14 protein-coding genes are annotated in these 15,061 nt (G+C 55.9%); 6 read left to right on the top strand and 8 right to left on the bottom strand.

Going from position 1 to position 15,061, the window contains the following annotated elements:
- Window positions 1-525: 525 nt before the first annotated feature.
- Window positions 526-1,614: a YkvI family membrane protein gene (locus tag ACZRMH_RS18750; RefSeq protein ID WP_464014697.1), complete on the top strand. Its 1,089-nt coding sequence runs from the start codon at window positions 526-528 to the stop codon at window positions 1,612-1,614.
- A 39-nt stretch (window positions 1,615-1,653) separates the two neighbouring features.
- Here the strand turns inward: ACZRMH_RS18750 and ACZRMH_RS18745 are convergent, their stop codons facing one another.
- Window positions 1,654-2,217, bottom strand: coding sequence for a cysteine hydrolase family protein (locus ACZRMH_RS18745; protein WP_464014696.1), 564 nt, complete (start codon window positions 2,215-2,217; stop codon window positions 1,654-1,656).
- Window positions 2,218-2,282: 65 nt separating this feature from the next.
- A complete protein-coding gene (locus ACZRMH_RS18740) occupies window positions 2,283-2,540 on the bottom strand; it encodes a hypothetical protein (RefSeq protein ID WP_464014695.1) in 258 nt (85 codons plus the stop codon).
- Window positions 2,541-2,712: 172 nt separating this feature from the next.
- On the opposite strand from ACZRMH_RS18740, the gene ACZRMH_RS18735 reads away from it, so the two are divergent.
- Complete coding sequence (locus ACZRMH_RS18735) at window positions 2,713-3,423, top strand: response regulator (RefSeq protein ID WP_464014694.1); 711 nt, start codon at window positions 2,713-2,715, stop codon at window positions 3,421-3,423.
- 77 nt (window positions 3,424-3,500) lie between these two features.
- Window positions 3,501-4,778 carry a sensor histidine kinase gene (locus ACZRMH_RS18730; protein WP_464014728.1) on the top strand — a complete coding sequence of 426 codons (1,278 nt, stop codon included), beginning with the start codon at window positions 3,501-3,503 and terminating at the stop codon, window positions 4,776-4,778.
- Window positions 4,779-4,837: 59 nt separating this feature from the next.
- Here ACZRMH_RS18730 and ACZRMH_RS18725 read toward each other — a convergent pair whose 3' ends face one another.
- A complete protein-coding gene (locus ACZRMH_RS18725; RefSeq protein WP_464014693.1) occupies window positions 4,838-6,175 on the bottom strand; it encodes an MFS transporter in 1,338 nt (445 codons plus the stop codon).
- A 107-nt stretch (window positions 6,176-6,282) separates the two neighbouring features.
- Window positions 6,283-7,956: an EAL domain-containing protein gene (locus tag ACZRMH_RS18720; RefSeq protein ID WP_464014692.1), complete on the bottom strand. Its 1,674-nt coding sequence runs from the start codon at window positions 7,954-7,956 to the stop codon at window positions 6,283-6,285.
- Window positions 7,957-8,121: 165 nt separating this feature from the next.
- Here ACZRMH_RS18720 and ACZRMH_RS18715 point away from each other — a divergent pair, with 165 nt between their 5' ends.
- Window positions 8,122-8,583: a hypothetical protein gene (locus tag ACZRMH_RS18715; protein WP_464014691.1), complete on the top strand. Its 462-nt coding sequence runs from the start codon at window positions 8,122-8,124 to the stop codon at window positions 8,581-8,583.
- A gap of 10 nt (window positions 8,584-8,593) precedes the next feature.
- On the opposite strand, the gene ACZRMH_RS18710 is transcribed toward ACZRMH_RS18715, so the two are convergent.
- The 3 genes from ACZRMH_RS18710 to ACZRMH_RS18700 form a co-directional block, all read right to left on the bottom strand.
- Entirely contained in the window at window positions 8,594-9,088 is a 495-nt protein-coding gene (locus tag ACZRMH_RS18710; RefSeq protein ID WP_464014690.1) for a hypothetical protein, read from the bottom strand.
- On the bottom strand, window positions 9,052-9,930 hold the full coding sequence (locus ACZRMH_RS18705) for a winged helix-turn-helix domain-containing protein (protein ID WP_464014689.1): 879 nt from the start codon (window positions 9,928-9,930) through the stop codon (window positions 9,052-9,054). Before ACZRMH_RS18705 ends, ACZRMH_RS18710 begins: the two co-directional genes overlap by 37 nt.
- Window positions 9,931-10,385: 455 nt before the next feature.
- A complete protein-coding gene (locus ACZRMH_RS18700) occupies window positions 10,386-11,282 on the bottom strand; it encodes a DMT family transporter (RefSeq protein WP_464014688.1) in 897 nt (298 codons plus the stop codon).
- A 98-nt stretch (window positions 11,283-11,380) separates the two neighbouring features.
- Between ACZRMH_RS18700 and ACZRMH_RS18695 the strand changes: the two genes are divergently transcribed.
- A complete protein-coding gene (locus ACZRMH_RS18695) occupies window positions 11,381-12,712 on the top strand; it encodes an aminotransferase-like domain-containing protein (RefSeq protein ID WP_464014687.1) in 1,332 nt (443 codons plus the stop codon).
- A 24-nt stretch (window positions 12,713-12,736) separates the two neighbouring features.
- On the opposite strand, the gene ACZRMH_RS18690 is transcribed toward ACZRMH_RS18695, so the two are convergent.
- Window positions 12,737-13,228 carry a hypothetical protein gene (locus ACZRMH_RS18690; protein ID WP_464014686.1) on the bottom strand — a complete coding sequence of 164 codons (492 nt, stop codon included), beginning with the start codon at window positions 13,226-13,228 and terminating at the stop codon, window positions 12,737-12,739.
- A 252-nt stretch (window positions 13,229-13,480) separates the two neighbouring features.
- Here ACZRMH_RS18690 and ACZRMH_RS18685 point away from each other — a divergent pair, with 252 nt between their 5' ends.
- Window positions 13,481-15,061, top strand: a complete 1,581-nt coding sequence (locus ACZRMH_RS18685; protein WP_464014685.1) for an ABC transporter substrate-binding protein — start codon at window positions 13,481-13,483, stop codon at window positions 15,059-15,061.

Raw genomic sequence — 15,061 nt, 5'->3', positions numbered from 1 at the left:
TGGCTAGAACAAGCATTTACCCATGCCCTTGCACATGGCGGTTGGGCATTCAGTCGCGAAACCTGAGCCTACTCTGACCCATATACTCACCGGCGTCACCCCAAGGGGTAACAATCGGGTGGCGGGCCGCGAAAAGCGCAGTCAGAGAACCTTGCCATGGGTGATAGCCAGTGGGCAGTGGTCATGCAGGGAAGGGCTGGTGGTATGGCTAAGTATTTGATTTATAAAAACATACATGTTTCAAGATGTTTCAGTTGTTTTTGCGGTCGAAATCGTCCGATTCAGGATATTTCGTATGTGTAATTCTTTTTGAAGCCAGTTTTTCTCTGATTTTTACCTTGTATATGGTGAAAATTCCTACTCAACAATTCCTATACTGCCCCGGCGCCTGCATACCGGCACAGTTCAACAATCCTCAGAGTTTGATTGAGCTGCTATGGAGACAGCCGTTTGCGCAAACGGGAAGGAGGTTGGTGGCCTTTCGTTTGCCGTGCATCTAATAAGTCTAAGAATGAGAAAAGTGTAATGAATAAACAGTCGATCCAGATCGCGCTTGCCTACATGTCTGTAGTAATTGGTGGCGGTTTTGCCTCCGGGCAGGAGGTGCTGCAGTTTTTCACTGGCTATGGGCTTATCGGCATCGTGGGCACTCTGGTGAGCGGCTTGATGTTCGCTTTCCTCGGTATGCAGATCGCCCGGATGAGTTCGAAGATGCAGGCGACTTCCCACAAGGAGGTTCTTTACATTCTGTTCGGTGCGCGTATCGGCCTGGTCGTCGATGTGGTGTTGTCCTTCTTCCTGTACGGCGTCGGCGTGGTGATGCTGGCCGGTAGCGGTTCGATCTTTGCCCAGCAGTACGATCTGCCTCCGCTGTTTGGCGGTGTGTTGATGACCGTGCTGGTAATCGCCACCCTGTGCATGAACGTCAAGCGCATCATCGACCTGATCAGCGCAGTCATGCCTTTCCTGCTGGCGATGGTGCTGATCATCACCACCTATTCAATCTTCAGCTACAACGCTCCGATCGAAACCCTCGACGCGGTTGCCCGTGAGAACAACGAGACGGTCACTGGCAACTGGTTTGTCGGCGCCTTGCTGTATGCATCGTTCAATATTGCAGTAGGTTTCCCGATGCTGGCTGTGATTGGCGGCATGACCAGGCAACCCAAGGCTGCAGCCATCGGCGGCGTGCTGGGTGGGCTGGGTCTGGGCCTGTTGATCCTGCTGCTGAACATCGGTCTGTTTGCCAATATCAACCAGCTGCAGGGCATTGAAATGCCCTCCCTGGCATTGGCTGGCCGAATCTCGCCGATTCTTTCGGTGGTGATGTCGGTGGCGCTGGTATGCATGGTCTACAGCACTGCGGTGGGGATGTTCTTTGCCTTCAGCGCACGCTTTGCCAAGCCTGAAACCAGTCGCTTCAAGTTGATCAGTGCAGTCACTGTTTGTGTCGGCCTGGGTTTGAGCCTGGGTGGTTTCAGCAAGTTGGTCGGTACCGTGTATCCGCTGCTGGGTTACGTCGGTTTTGCCTTGATCCTGGCCATCTGCTTCAACTGGGTACGTAGTCGCTCGATCGCCAAGGCGCAAAAAGCCGCTCTGGACGTTGCTTCCTGACCCCATTGCCGCCGGGCGCAAGCCCGGCGGCTGCTTCTGTCAATCCAGCCCCTCAAGTATCCCGCTCACATCCCGAACCCTGGCATAGTCCATCGCCATATTGGCAAGGGACAGTGCATGTACATCCTCGGCTGGCCAGAGCCGACCTGCCAAGTCTGTCTGGTCAAAGGTGTAGCAGGCATCCGCAGCAACTATCACGTCAAACCCCAGGCAGCCTGCAGCGCGTACGCTGGACTCAACCGAGTTGTTGGTGACAACTCCGGCAATCACCACGTGTTGAATGCTGCGCGTGCGCAGCCATCGCTCCAGCCCTGTGTTGGCGAATGCATCCGGGACGTTTTTTTCGACCACATGCTCATGGGCAAGCGGGGCCAGTGCATCCTGGAATTCGCAACCTGTCTGGCCGGGCCAGAAAACTGAGCCTGAAGCGCGGGAAATATGCCTGATATGGAGCACGGGCAGGCGCGCCTGCCGCCACGCCTGCAGCAAGCGCTGCAGGTTAAGTTCTGCATCCGGATTGTTTCTACGGCCTAGTCTGGGGCTGGACATGCCTTTTTGCATGTCGATGATGATCAGTGCCGTATCAGTCTTGTTTGAAGGCATGGTCGGTCCTTGGGCGGGAAGAGGGGGACCATGCTAAACACAATGCAGCAGCATGTACCAGTGGGCTACCTGTCGCCATCCTGGGTCAGGGTTTGCGCCTCGCCATGGCTAGTCATCCATTTGAGTAGGGCACTGACCCGCACCCGATGCGTGCTCTCGACCCATTGCACGCCTTCATGGCTGTAATGTTCGATATAGCGGCTGAGTACCACTTCATCACCTTTATCCGACAGGCGCAGGCTTGTTTCACGACAGTGCAGGGCGGCATTGGCGCGTTTTACCAGTCGCTGTTCAAGGATCATGGACGGGTTGTCTGAAGGCATGGGTGAGAGAAATTCGTGGCAGGAAAGAAGGTTGATCCTCGCATTGGCGTCTTGCCCGGATATGTCTGCCTTTTTGCCGCGCTGACACTTTGTTGCCGAGTTGAAATATATGACGCGGCGCGCCGAATAGTTTTAGATATGTGTCCTTACAAATATTAAGTGATGCGCACCGGTGAGCAGCCTTTTGATCGTGGACGATGACCTTGAGGTCCTTGCGCTCCTGAAGAAATTTTTTGTACAGCACGATTATTCGGTGCAAGTGGCAACCGATGGCACTTCGCTGTGGGCGGCGATGGCAGTTCAGCCACCGGACCTGATCATTCTTGACCTGATGTTGCCCGGAGAAAATGGCCTGATGCTGTGTCAGCGTTTACGCCAGCAGTACCCAACGCCGGTGATCATGCTGACCGCCATGGGCGAGTTGAGTGATCGCGTGGTCGGGCTGGAAATGGGCGCCGACGACTACCTGAGCAAGCCTTTCGATGCCCGTGAACTGCTGGCCCGGGTGCGGGCGGTGTTGCGTCGTGCCGGGCAGAGTCAGGCGGTGACCGGGCAGGTGCCGCGACCGCTGATGAAATTTGCCGACTGGCAGCTGGACCTGACCCGCCGTGAGCTGCGCTCACCGGATCAGGTGATGATCCCGTTGTCGGCCGGGGAATTCGATTTGCTGCTGGTATTTGTCGAGCATCCGCAACGCATTCTTACCCGCGAACTGTTGCTGGATCTGGCGCGGGGGGCAGGTCATGATGCCTTCGATCGCAGCATCGACGTTCAGGTCAGCCGCTTGCGGCGCAAGCTGGAGTTCGACAGCAAAGGCGTGGAGATGATTCGCACCGTGCGCAACGTCGGCTACTTGTTCACCCCCAGTGTGACCCGGCAGTGAAGCGCTGGGTTTCAGGTTGGCGCTTGCGCTCGCGCAACACCATCGCGCGCTGGATTGCCCTGACCACTATCGTCGCGATGCTGACTGCACTGGCGTTCAATGCGCTTTTTACCCAGTTGGCAGGGGTCTGGGCCTACCCGCCGCTGAGCGAAATCGGGTTGCTGGAGAAGATTTCCCTGACCACCAAGCTGATCGAGGCATCCCAGGCCCAGCAGCGCGAGCATCTGGCGGCTGCAGCCACTGACAGCAGTTTGAATATCAGTTGGCATGCCAGCCGCGAGGGCCTGGATTTGCCCCAGGTCGCGGATGCTGTGCTGCGCACGGACACACCTCTGGCGCAACGCCTGTTCAACAGCCCTGAACGACGACTCGAAGCCTATCAGCCGGATGACTGGCCAGAGAAAAACGGCCACTACGCCTTGCTGGTGCAACTGGCCGATGGTTCCTGGCTGATGTTCAGTATCCCGTCGCGCAATTGGGGCCTGGGCCAGTGGCAACGCAATCTGATCCTGATTGTGCTGGTGCTGCTGTCCACCGCTCTGGTGGCGTTGATAGCCACCCGCCATCTTGCCAGGCCACTGCAACAATTTGCCGAAGGTGCCCGGCGTTTTGGTGTCGACTTTCGCGCGCCGCCCATCGAACCAGTCGGGCCCAAGGAAATTCGCCAGGCCATCCTTGCCTTCAATGCCATGCAAGCGCAGTTGCAGCACTTCATCAAAGACCGTACCCAGATGCTCGCGGCCATTTCCCACGACTTGCGCACGCCGCTGACGCGCATGCGCCTGCGCGGTGAATTTATCGACGACCCCGATCAACAGCAGCGTCTGTTTCGCGATGTAGACGAGATGCAGGCCATGATCAACTCCAGCCTGGAGTTTTTTCGTGATGACGCCCGGCTGGAGCAGGCCACGCAGTTTGATCTGGCCGAGCTGCTGCACACCCTGATCGATGACTATCGCGACCAGTCCATCGACATTGCTTTCAGCGGCCCCGCGCATCTTGTGTATTTCGGTCGCCCGCTGGGGCTTAAACGTGTGATCACCAACCTGCTGGACAACGCCATCAAATACGCCATCGAGCCCGCCGTCGAGTTGAGCGGCGATGATGAGCAGGTGATTGTGCGCATACTCGACCGGGGGCCGGGTATTCCCGTTGAAAGCCATGAACAGGTGTTCGTACCCTTTTACCGGCTCGAAGGTTCGCGCAATAAAAACACCGGCGGAGTGGGGCTGGGGTTGTCGGCAGCCCGGGCGATTGTGTTGGAGCACGGCGGTTCGCTAACCCTGAGCAATCGCAAACCGGCAGGGCTGCAAGTGACGGTGGAGTTGCCAGTATTGAAGGGCGAAGGGCTGTAGAAAGTGTCAGTTGTTTACTCACCCCGACGGTGGGAGCGAGCAGGTTCGCTCCCACAACATCAGACTGCCGCAGCCACTCCAGCCCCTTTTTCCTGTGTTGCGACATCATGCAGGGAAATTTTCGAAGTTTCCGGCAACGCCAGGCCACCGGCCAGCGCGAGCAGTGCCACAGCCATCAGGTAGAACGCCGGTGAAAGGTTACTGCCGGTGGTGCTGATCAGCCATGTCGCTACCAGTGGTGCGGTGCCGCCGAAGAGGGTGTAGGCCATGTTGTAAGTGATCGCTGAGGCGGTATAGCGAGTGCGGGTAGGAAAGGTTTCCGAGAGCAGGGCGGCGGTGACTACGCCACACAACACCGCACCTATCGCCAGCAGCATAACCCCGACAATGGACGCTGCAAACCCGCCGGAACTGGCCATCAGAAACGATGGGTACACCGCAACAATCAATAGACCACAAGCCGTCACCACCGTAGCCCGCCGCCCGACCCGGTCCGAATACAGCCCGGCCAGCGGGCATATTGCTGCGGCGAAGATCAGTGCGATCAGCGACACCAGCAAGGCGCTTGCTCGACTCAGTCCACCGGCGACTTGCAGGTAGGTGGCAAAGTAGGTGGTGAACATATAGAACGACAGCGCCGTCAGCGACACAAAGGCGCCCAGGCAGCAGATGGCCGCTCCATGATTGCGCAGGGTTTCCCGGAGCGGCGAGTGGGCAACGGCATGTTCCTCCTTCACCGCCTGGAACGCCGGGGTTTCATCCAGCTTCCAGCGCAGGTAAAGCCCCACCAGGCCCAGCGGCGCGGCAATCAGAAATGGCAGGCGCCAGCCCCAACTGCCCATGGCCTCGGCCGATAACGACGCTTCAAGGGCATAGGCCAGCACGGCTGCGGCGGCAAAAGCGGAGAAGGTCGAGACCGGCAGAAAGCTGCCATACCAGGCCCTTTTGTCGTTGGGTGCATGCTCCATCAGGTAGGCACAGGCGCCAGCGTATTCGCCGCCGGCGGAAAAGCCCTGGGCGCAACGGATCAGGGTGAGCAGAATCGGTGCTATTACGCCGATAGCGGCATAGGTGGGCAAAATGCCAATCAATGTCGTCGCCCCGGCCATCAGCAGGATCGTCATCGCCAGGGTGCGCTTGCGCCCGATCCTGTCCCCCAGCATGCCGAAGAAAATCCCGCCAAGGGGACGAAAAGCAAAGGCTACGGCGAATACGGCAAAGGTCTTGAGCAAGGCGGCACTGGCATCACCGCTGGGGAAAAACTGCTGGGCGATGGTTGTGGCCAGAAAACCATACACGGCAAAGTCGAACCACTCGACGAAGTTACCGATGGCGGCGGCAACAATCACTTTTCTCAGTGTTTTGGGGCTGACCTGCTCTGTAGATGCGCTTGTCATGCTGAACCTCGACCTGTCATCAGTAAGTCGTGATTATCGAGGCAGCGCTTTACGGGGCTCGCTCCAAAAGTGTCATCGGCATATTCAGCACCGACTTGTGTGGATAGTTATACCTGCGGTGCTGACGTCGGGGATGCGGTAATAGAGCTGTTGTTAGCTGTCCAGTCAGATTTTTTGGAAAAGTCCGGGTGCTCGATTATGGTCTGCAAAAATTCGTTGACGGGCATGGGCCGAGCGTAGAAATAGCCTTGCATAAAATCCACGCCGCAGGCTCCCAGATAGTCGCGTTGCTCTTCCGTTTCAATGCCCTCGGCCAGAACCTGTAAATCCAGTTTGAGTGCCAGGTCCAGAATGGAGTCAAGGATATGCACCGACAGGGCATCGGCACCAATCATGGACACAAAGCTTTGATCGATCTTGATGTAGTCGACTTTGAATTGCTGCAAATAGCTCAGGCTGGAGTGGCCGGTGCCAAAGTCATCCAAAGCGATTTTTACGCCCAGGTCATGCAGTTGTGCAATCAGTTGCAGCGCGGTTGGCGTGGGTTTAATCAGCTCGCGCTCAGTCATTTCTAAAACAATGATGACCGTACCCGGTTTAAACGCCTGCAAAAATAACAGGCAATCATCGACCAGTTCATAACTCTCGAAGTGTTTGGCGGAAACATTGAAGCCGATATGGAAGGGCTGCTCCAGTGCGCAAGCATGGGAGGCGAGTAGCTGTGCCGTCTTGCGCATGATAGTGCGGGTCATGGCGATAATCAGGTCAGATCGTTCGGCCAGCGGAATAAAACTGTTCGGGGTAATGATCCCTTCATGGGGATGATTCCATCTGATGAGCACTTCGCAGCCCATACACTTGCCCGAGGTTGAAGAGATGACCGGCTGTAAATAGGGAATAAATTCATCCGCCGACAAGGCACGCTGAAGTTCCATGCTCGGTGCCAACACGCGGCCAAGCATCCAGTAGGTAAACAGCCCGGAAAATATGCCCAAGGCCAATAAAAGACCAAGAAGCACCGAGTAGGTGTCGAGTATATGTTTTAACAGTGTGCCTTGTGGGTAGGCGGCATACACCGTGAAGCCGTATTCGTTGGAGACTACGGTTTTGGCCGCTATTGGATTGGCTTCGTAGGGTGGGGTGTGAGTGACCCCGTTCTGAGTCATCCAGGTGCTGCCTACCTGCAGCGATAAATTGCTGTTTTTATTAATCAGGTGCAGGGCATCCTGGATATGCCTGCCATCAATACCCACAAGCACACTTTTATTGCCCTGTTGAGTCCTTAATACAAGCACTGATGTTTTAGGCCCCGGGGTGGCCTGATCCCTCAGCAGCAAACGGCCTCGCAAGTAATTTGCCGGGTTTATCTTCATGCTTATATCGGTGCCGTATAAAGAACTGCAATAAACCTGGTTATCAATGACCAGGTTTGTTGCGCGCAGAAAACGGTAGGTGGCAACCGCTTCGCGCAGATCCTTGGCCACTTCAGAACAGGGCCGGCCGGCAAGGCTGATCAGTTCATTGGCGCTGGCCTCTGCTTCAGTCAGCATGACAGTGATCTGTCGGGATGCCTCATGGGCGGCATTGTCGGATGTGCGGGACAGGTCTGAGTGGGTCTTCAGATAGACCAGAAAACTACCCAGGACGATGGGCAGGATGCCAATGATAAAAGAAATCAAAAAGACCTTTTTCGAGGAATAACGTATTGCGCGATTCATGGAAATTCCTGCGAGATTCAGCCGGATAAAAAGAGCCCGTGCCCTGAAGCAGAGTGAACTCATGATCCGATATTAGCCGCTAAGGAACTTGAGCAACACCCGTAAACCGTGGCTTTCAGGGTAGGTAAGGAAAAGTAAGGGGGGGTGCAAGCTTATATAAGGTTGCTGGCGGGTTGAGGGGGCAGGGCTATGGGAGCATGGCGCTGAAATTTGCCCCGGAGGTTGAGCATGTATTCACTGAGTGCAGTACCCATTGTGGGTAGGGATTTTGCTTTCAAAGCTGCCCTGGCCGTTGAGGGGCAGGAGAGGTTCATCAATGTCGACTTTCGCAATGCTTTGCGTTTTCTCGATGTGCTGACCCGCCAGGGCCGTCTGTTGAATGACGGTGATCGGGAGGCTGTGGTCCAGCAGATAGCCGTGCATATTTGCCTGTGCGGGACATACCGTCCGCTGGTTGAGTTTGCACAGTACAGTCTTGCATTAACCAGCGTGGTCAGGTTTGTCGCTTGCTCCGGTACTGATGTGTTCAAAACGGCCGAAGTGATCAGGCATTTGCTCTCGGTATTGGCCAAGGCTAAAAGTGAAGGGGTGTCGCTGTATGATTCTGGCGATTCCAGCGGTTTTTCATTGTTTGTACAGCGCGAGTTTCAGCGAGAAAACAAATGGACAGGGATATACGGATATCGATGATCTGCAGGGGTCAAGTCGGTACGTGGCAAACGCCTGTCAGAATATTATTGATGTTGTAGTAATATTCCACATCTGAAAATCGCGAAAAAGTTATCAAGCCACCTTCCAGGCCGCGACGCATAAACAGGGCATGTTTGATGCTGTTGTCACTTTCAAAAACCGTTGCGTTCAGGGTTTTAAATAAAAACCTGGAACTGTCCAGGTGTTCAAAGTTCACGTCGAGTCGGCGGTTGTACAAATACGCCTGCTGCTGCGGGTTTTTCAGGTTGAAATACAGGTAGATTTCGCCTGCCTCCATATTGATGGACATGTCACCCTTGCCAGACCAGCGCTGGCCATCCTCTGCCGAGTAGATAAAGTCTATCGATGCGTAGCACTGTGCCTGAGGCGTATCCTCATGATAAGTGTAAGCCTGCAGTGCGATAAGTGTAGCGAACGCCAGAATGGACGCCAGGCTTAACCATAAGGTTATTTTTTTTGTTCGATGATCAGGTAGTTTGTACACAGCGCCTCTCCTTTGCTTTCCGGTTTTTCGCAGCTGACTAAAAGCTCAGACAGGGTTTTCTTGACATAGTAGTTGGTGCCGGTTGTTCCCACGCCCGGACCAAATACTGCCATCTCGGAAATAATATCGTTAACGGAAGATTTATCTCCCGTCTCAACATATAGTTTTGCATTCTCGCTCTGCGATAAAAGACGCCAGCGTTCCAGCTGCACAGGTTTGCCAAAAAACATATAGGCATAGCAGGCAGGCAGTAAAAGACCTAACAATACGCTTGGGTAAAATAGATAGGCGTTGTACACGTGGTCTCGGATGCTTTTGCCTGGTGTGTGCAAAGGCGCAGGAGAGGGCAATACGGAGATCGATTTTGTCAGGGGTGCAGTGTCCTGCGGGTCTCTGTTTATTGATTCCGATGGCTGTGCTTGCACGCACGCCGAGCCCGTTTCAATAATAAACTCGTCGATTATTGGCGGCTCTGCTTTATTCTCTACGTCATTGATGCTGTTTTCGCTTGAGACTTTTTCTATATTTAACAGCAGCACGACGCCTCGCCTGGGCAAGGTTTTTAACACAGACCTGTCCAGTCCGACTTCTGAGAGGTAATGCCTGAGGGTATGAAGTGCCTTGTAATAGCTGCTGTCCGATACGATAAGGCCACGCTCGCCCCATACACGCCGGATCAAGTCTTCTTTATCGGTAACGCCCTCGATAAGGGCTAATAACAGATGCCCCTCGTTGCTCGTAAGGGTGGTTTGCAGAGGGGGGTTGCGCAGTAAAAGCTTGTCGTGATCATAGGTGCATGTGACCGTAGTTAATGCTGTTGAAGTTTCACGGCCGTCCTGCATCTTACTTACCTTTTATATTTTCCTGTGTAAGAAGATCATAGGCAGATGCTATGAGTCAAGTCTGGCTGTAGGAAAAATCCTACTCCTGTGACTGGTCTCTTTGTTTGGGGGGTGAAAAAACTAAAGTAAGTTTGAGTAAGGTGTTTTAAGGGCGCAAGGGAGTGTCAGTAAGGCAGAATGAGGTATTTGCCCGGTTAAATGTTTATAATCGGCGCCTGAATGTTTAAGCGGAAATGTGATGTCGTGATGTTTGCCAAGTATGAGTTGGAATGTGTAACTGTGAAGGGTGTTGTTTTAATAATGATGCTTGTGTTTAGTGCAGGTCTCACCGGTTGTACTGCCAGTGACTGGATTCACGCCGCAGGTGGCGTGATGCAAGCTCAGGATGCGTACGATAAAAAAGCACGCGGTGACAGAATCAAAAGAGCCAATTCCGCTGCCGCGCGAGTCAGGCCTTAACTGGCAAATTTTCTGGCTGCAATCACACACATGATTACCGCCGCAGTCACACCAAACATGTCCATGCTGACGGTTTCATGCAGCAGTGTGGCGGCCAGCGCCAAACCAAAAAAAGGCTGCAGCAGCTGAAGCTGGCCCACTGCGGCGATTCCACCCTGGGCCAGCCCCCGGTACCAGAAGACAAAACCGATCAACATGCTGAACACAGAAATGTAAGCCAGGCCGGACCAGGCCGGGGCGCTGATGCCTGTGAACGAGGAGGGCGCCCATAACCATGCGAGGGGGGCCATCAGCGGTAGCGAGAGTACCAGCGCCCATGAGATCACCTGCCAACCGCCCAGCGTGCGCGACAGTTTGGCTCCCTCGGCATAGCCCAGGCCGCAAATCAGCACAGCCAGCAGCATCAAAATATCGCCTTCGGGTGCTGCGGTCAGCCCCTGGGAGAGGGCATAGCCGACCACAAAGGCGCTGCCCAGCATGGAGAAACACCAGAAGGCCGGCCGCGGCCGCTCCCCCCCTCGCAGTACTGCGAAAGCCGCTGTGGAAAGCGGTAACAGGCCAAGAAACACAATGCTATGCGCCGATGTCACATGCTGCAGGGCCAGCGCCGTCAGCAGGGGGAAACCGACCACCACGCCGGTTGCCACGATTAACAGTGGCAGCAGTTGGCTGCGTAGCGGTGGGCGAGCCTTGAGCAGGCCAAGCATGGCCAGGGCAAGCACACCGGCAATGCTGGCGCGCGCCAGCGTCAGAAAAACCGGGTCAAACTCCAGTACAGCCACCTTGGTCGCGGGCAGTGAGGCGCTGAAAATAACCACGCCGATAAACCCGTTGATCCAGCCGCTCAGGTTCTTTTGCGAAGTGGGGTTTTGCAGGTTGGAAGTGCGTTCCATGAAGTTTCACACTCAAGGTTGATTGCGCGATTGCATGCCGCACATCCTATGGCTGATGATTAATGACAATCAAAAAATTGTCATGGATACAAAGGCGTATGTCCCGATCCCGTTACAAATCCCTGGTTGACGCTTTTGCCGTCGATATCCGCTGCGGGCGCCTGTCTCCGGGGACGCGCCTGCCTACCCATCGCGAGCTTGCGGCGCGTGAAGGCCTGGCCCTGGTCACTGCCAGCCGGGTCTATGCCGAGCTTGAGGCCATGGGCCTGGTCAGCGGCGAAACCGGGCGCGGCACCTTTGTTCGGGAGACCTCGCTGCCGCCGGGGCATGGAATCGACCAGCCCGATGTGACCGCGGGGATGCTGGACCTCAACTACAATTATCCTTCGTTGCCGGGGCAGGCCGAGCTGTTGCGTACCGCTTTGCGTCAATTGGCGTTGTCCGGCGACCTTGAGTCATTACTGCGTTACCAGCCCCATGGCGGGCGCCTGCATGAGCGGGCATCGGTGGCCCGGCACCTGCTGGTCAGCGGGCTGAACGTACCGGCCGAACAAGTGCTGATCGTCAATGGCGCGCAACACGGGTTGACCGTGGCCCTGATGGCACTGCTCCAGCCCGGCGATGTAATTGCAGTGGATGCCTTGACCTACCCGGGTTTCAAGGCGCTGGCGCTCTCGCTGCACCTGGAAATACTGCCCATCCCTACCTCGGAAAGCGGGCCCGACCTTGATGCTCTCGCCAAGCTGTGTCGCAGCCGATCGGTGCGGGCGATCTACAGCATGCCCACGCTGCACAACCCGCTGGGCTGGGTAATGGGCCTTGAGCAGCGCAAGCAGTTGGTGGCAATAGCACGACAATTTGACCTGCATATTATTGAAGACGCGGCTTACGCCTTTCTGGTGGAAAACCCGCCAACGCCCCTTGCCGAGCTGGCGCCCGAAAGAACGGTCTATGTCTGCGGATTTTCCAAAAGTGTCGCCGCAGGATTGCGTGTGGGTTTTATGGTGGCGCCTGCGGCAAAGGTCAGTGCGCTTGAGCGAATTATCCGTGTCACGGCCTGGAATGCACCCGGCGTAATGACAGCCATTACCAGCGCCTGGCTCGATGACGGTACGGTCAGCCGCCTTGAGGTGCAAAAGCGTAAGGATGCACAAGCAAGGCAGCTTATTGCTGATGAGCTATTGGCTGGGCTGCACACAGTACGTCACCCATCGTCCTACTTTGTCTGGCTGCCCCTGTCTGAGGACGCCCGGGCCGATCAAGTCGCGGCGGCGCTGGAGCGTGAGCAGGTTTCGGTCTCCACAGCCCAGCCGTTTGCCACCTCGGCCCATGTGCCCCATGCAATCAGGCTGGCGCTGGGGTCGGTGGGCATGGCGGCACTGCGTGAAGGGTTGGAGAAAGTCAGGTGGGTGGTGGAGGCCCATGTCTGAGCCTCAAGGCATTTGGTACCGGGCTTAAATCCCCGACCGGCTCATCGGGCTGATCATCCGCACGCCCAAACTCAGGGCCTGGGTCACCAGTGCTCGCATATCGGCGGTGTTTTCGTTTTTGATGCATTGCGCCAGCTTTTCGCCGAGGGTAGGGGCGGTGTCTGTGCCTTCGGGGTAGGCGCGCAAGATCAGCAGCCCGCTGTTGGTCAGGACTACCTCGTAAAAGGCTACGCCTGACATGCCGTCAAAGTGGATATAGCCGATATCGGCCAGCCATTTGACGGTGGCCAGGAACAGGTTCTCTTCCTTTTCCAATGCCTCGGGGTTGCTGTCTGCGAGGTTTTTGTAGTCGATAAAACGTTCGGCGGTCAGGGTGATGGGCAGCGGGAAGTTGCGGTACAGGTGGCCCAGGATCAAACCGGTATAGCAGTCGAACAGTTCAATATTATTGGACGGCAGGGTGTTGATCGATTGGACGTTTTTGTCTTTGAGGTGACCGGCTAATCCTTTGAACATGCGAACCTCTGTCTGCTGTGTCTGTATGCCGTGACTGAATAATCGTACCCATTGGTATAGCACAGCCACGGACATGGAACCTGACCTGAGGCAATTGTTACAAGGTGATACCAGGCGCCCGGAAAATCTCTAAAAAATCAGATGGATATCTGGCTATTTAAAATCAGGCTGCTATTACTGTTGGGCGCGACGACGTGCGTAAAGCCGGTCCGGCACCCGCTTTGGCGGGGCTACTTATTGTCAGGAGGATAGATGTCAAAGCCTGCATGGATGCTTAACACCCTGGTGGCGGCTGCTTTGTTGACGGTGCTGGCAGCTCCGGCGTATTCAGCGCAGGATCGCACCCTGCAACTGGCCATTGGCGATGAGCCGACCGAAGGCTTTGACCCCATGCTGGGCTGGAGTCACGGCAGTTATCTGCTGTTGCACAGTCCCTTGCTCAAGCAAAACGAAGACTTGTCCTGGAGCAGCTTTCTGCTCAGTGATTATCAAAGCAGTGAGGGTGGCAAGACCTGGACCCTGAAGCTCAAGCCCGACTTGAAGTTCTCTGATGGCTCACCGTTGACGGCCAAGGATGTGGCGTACACCTACAACAATGCTGCAGCCAGCGGCGGCAAGGTCGATATGGGTAACTTCCTCAAGGCCGAGGTGGTTGATCCGCTGACGGTGCGTATTGAACTCAAGGCGCCGCAGAGCACCTTCGTCAATGTGCTTGGTTCGTTGGGTATCGTCTCGGCGGACAAGTACGACGCCAAAACCTACGCGCAAAAGCCGATTGGTGCCGGGCCTTACCGGTTGCTCAGCTACCAGCCGGGCCAGCAGTTGATTGTTGAGGCCAACCCGTACTACGCAGGGCAGCACAACGATTTCAACAAGCTGGTGTTTGTGTTCCTGGATGAAGACAGCGCTTTTGCCGCCGCGCAAAGCAAGCAGTTGGGGGTTGTGCGCATTGCACCTTCACTGGCGGTGACGCCTGCGGCGGGCATGAAACTGTGGGTACGCCCCAGCGTGGAAAACCGCGGCATCGTGATGCCGACCCTGCCGTCAGGCAAGAAAGACGCTCAGGGTTATGCCATTGGTAATGATGTGACTGCCGATATAGCGATCCGTAAAGCCATCAACTACGCCATCAATCGCCAATTGCTCGCCGAGCAGATTCTCGAAGGCCACGCCATCCCGGCCTATACCGGTGTTCAGGGCTTGCCGTGGGATAACCCGGATGCGGCTTTCAAAGATGGCGATATTGCTAAAGCCAAACAGATTCTGGATGCCGCCGGCTGGGTTGAAACCGCCAGCGGTGTCCGTGAGAAAAACGGTCTGCCGGCCAAAGTCACCCTATGGTACGCCAGCGGTGATGCCACCCGTCGTGACCTGGCCCAGGCCGTACGTTCGATGCTCAAGCCCGTCGGCATCGATGTCGACTTGAAGTCCGGCAGTTGGGAAACCGTCGAGCGCAATATGCACGCCAACCCGACCCTGTTTGGCTGGGGCAGCCTTGACCCGATGGAGCTTTACCACCACTACAGCAGCAAGGCCGCCGGGGTTGAGTACTACAACCCGGGGTATTACAACAATCCGCTGGTCGACCAGCATCTGCAGCAAGCGCTGGATGCGCCGACCTGGCAGCAGGCCGTGCCGTTCTGGCAGCAAGTGGAGTGGGACGGTAAAACCGGCGTCGGGGTCAAAGGCGATGCGGCCTGGGCCTGGTTGCTCAACGTGCAGCACACCTATCTGACCGATGAGTGTGTTGATCTGGGCAAGGGCGCGCCGGAAATCCACGGTTCCTGGTCGCTGCTCAATAGCGTCGATGGCTGGAAGTGGACCTGCCAGTGA

Source organism: Pseudomonas sp. B414 (assembly GCF_055408445.1).
The sequence above is the reverse complement of the archived record's forward strand: the minus strand, read 5'-3'. Positions and strand labels throughout refer to the sequence as shown.

Bases quoted from the DNA above. Each gene is read 5' to 3' on its own strand.
- ACZRMH_RS18750 (WP_464014697.1), top strand. From the start codon at position 526: ATGAATAAACAGTCGATCCAGATCGCGCTTGCCTACATGTCTGTAGTA.
- ACZRMH_RS18745 (WP_464014696.1), bottom strand. From the start codon at position 2,217: ATGCCTTCAAACAAGACTGATACGGCACTGATCATCATCGACATGCAA.
- ACZRMH_RS18740 (WP_464014695.1), bottom strand. From the start codon at position 2,540: ATGCCTTCAGACAACCCGTCCATGATCCTTGAACAGCGACTGGTAAAA.
- ACZRMH_RS18730 (WP_464014728.1), top strand. From the start codon at position 3,501: ATGCTGACTGCACTGGCGTTCAATGCGCTTTTTACCCAGTTGGCAGGG.
- ACZRMH_RS18725 (WP_464014693.1), bottom strand. From the start codon at position 6,175: ATGACAAGCGCATCTACAGAGCAGGTCAGCCCCAAAACACTGAGAAAA.
- ACZRMH_RS18720 (WP_464014692.1), bottom strand. From the start codon at position 7,956: ATGAGTTCACTCTGCTTCAGGGCACGGGCTCTTTTTATCCGGCTGAAT.
- ACZRMH_RS18715 (WP_464014691.1), top strand. From the start codon at position 8,122: ATGTATTCACTGAGTGCAGTACCCATTGTGGGTAGGGATTTTGCTTTC.
- ACZRMH_RS18705 (WP_464014689.1), bottom strand. From the start codon at position 9,930: ATGCAGGACGGCCGTGAAACTTCAACAGCATTAACTACGGTCACATGC.
- ACZRMH_RS18700 (WP_464014688.1), bottom strand. From the start codon at position 11,282: ATGGAACGCACTTCCAACCTGCAAAACCCCACTTCGCAAAAGAACCTG.
- ACZRMH_RS18695 (WP_464014687.1), top strand. From the start codon at position 11,381: ATGTCCCGATCCCGTTACAAATCCCTGGTTGACGCTTTTGCCGTCGAT.
- ACZRMH_RS18690 (WP_464014686.1), bottom strand. From the start codon at position 13,228: ATGTTCAAAGGATTAGCCGGTCACCTCAAAGACAAAAACGTCCAATCG.
- ACZRMH_RS18685 (WP_464014685.1), top strand. From the start codon at position 13,481: ATGTCAAAGCCTGCATGGATGCTTAACACCCTGGTGGCGGCTGCTTTG.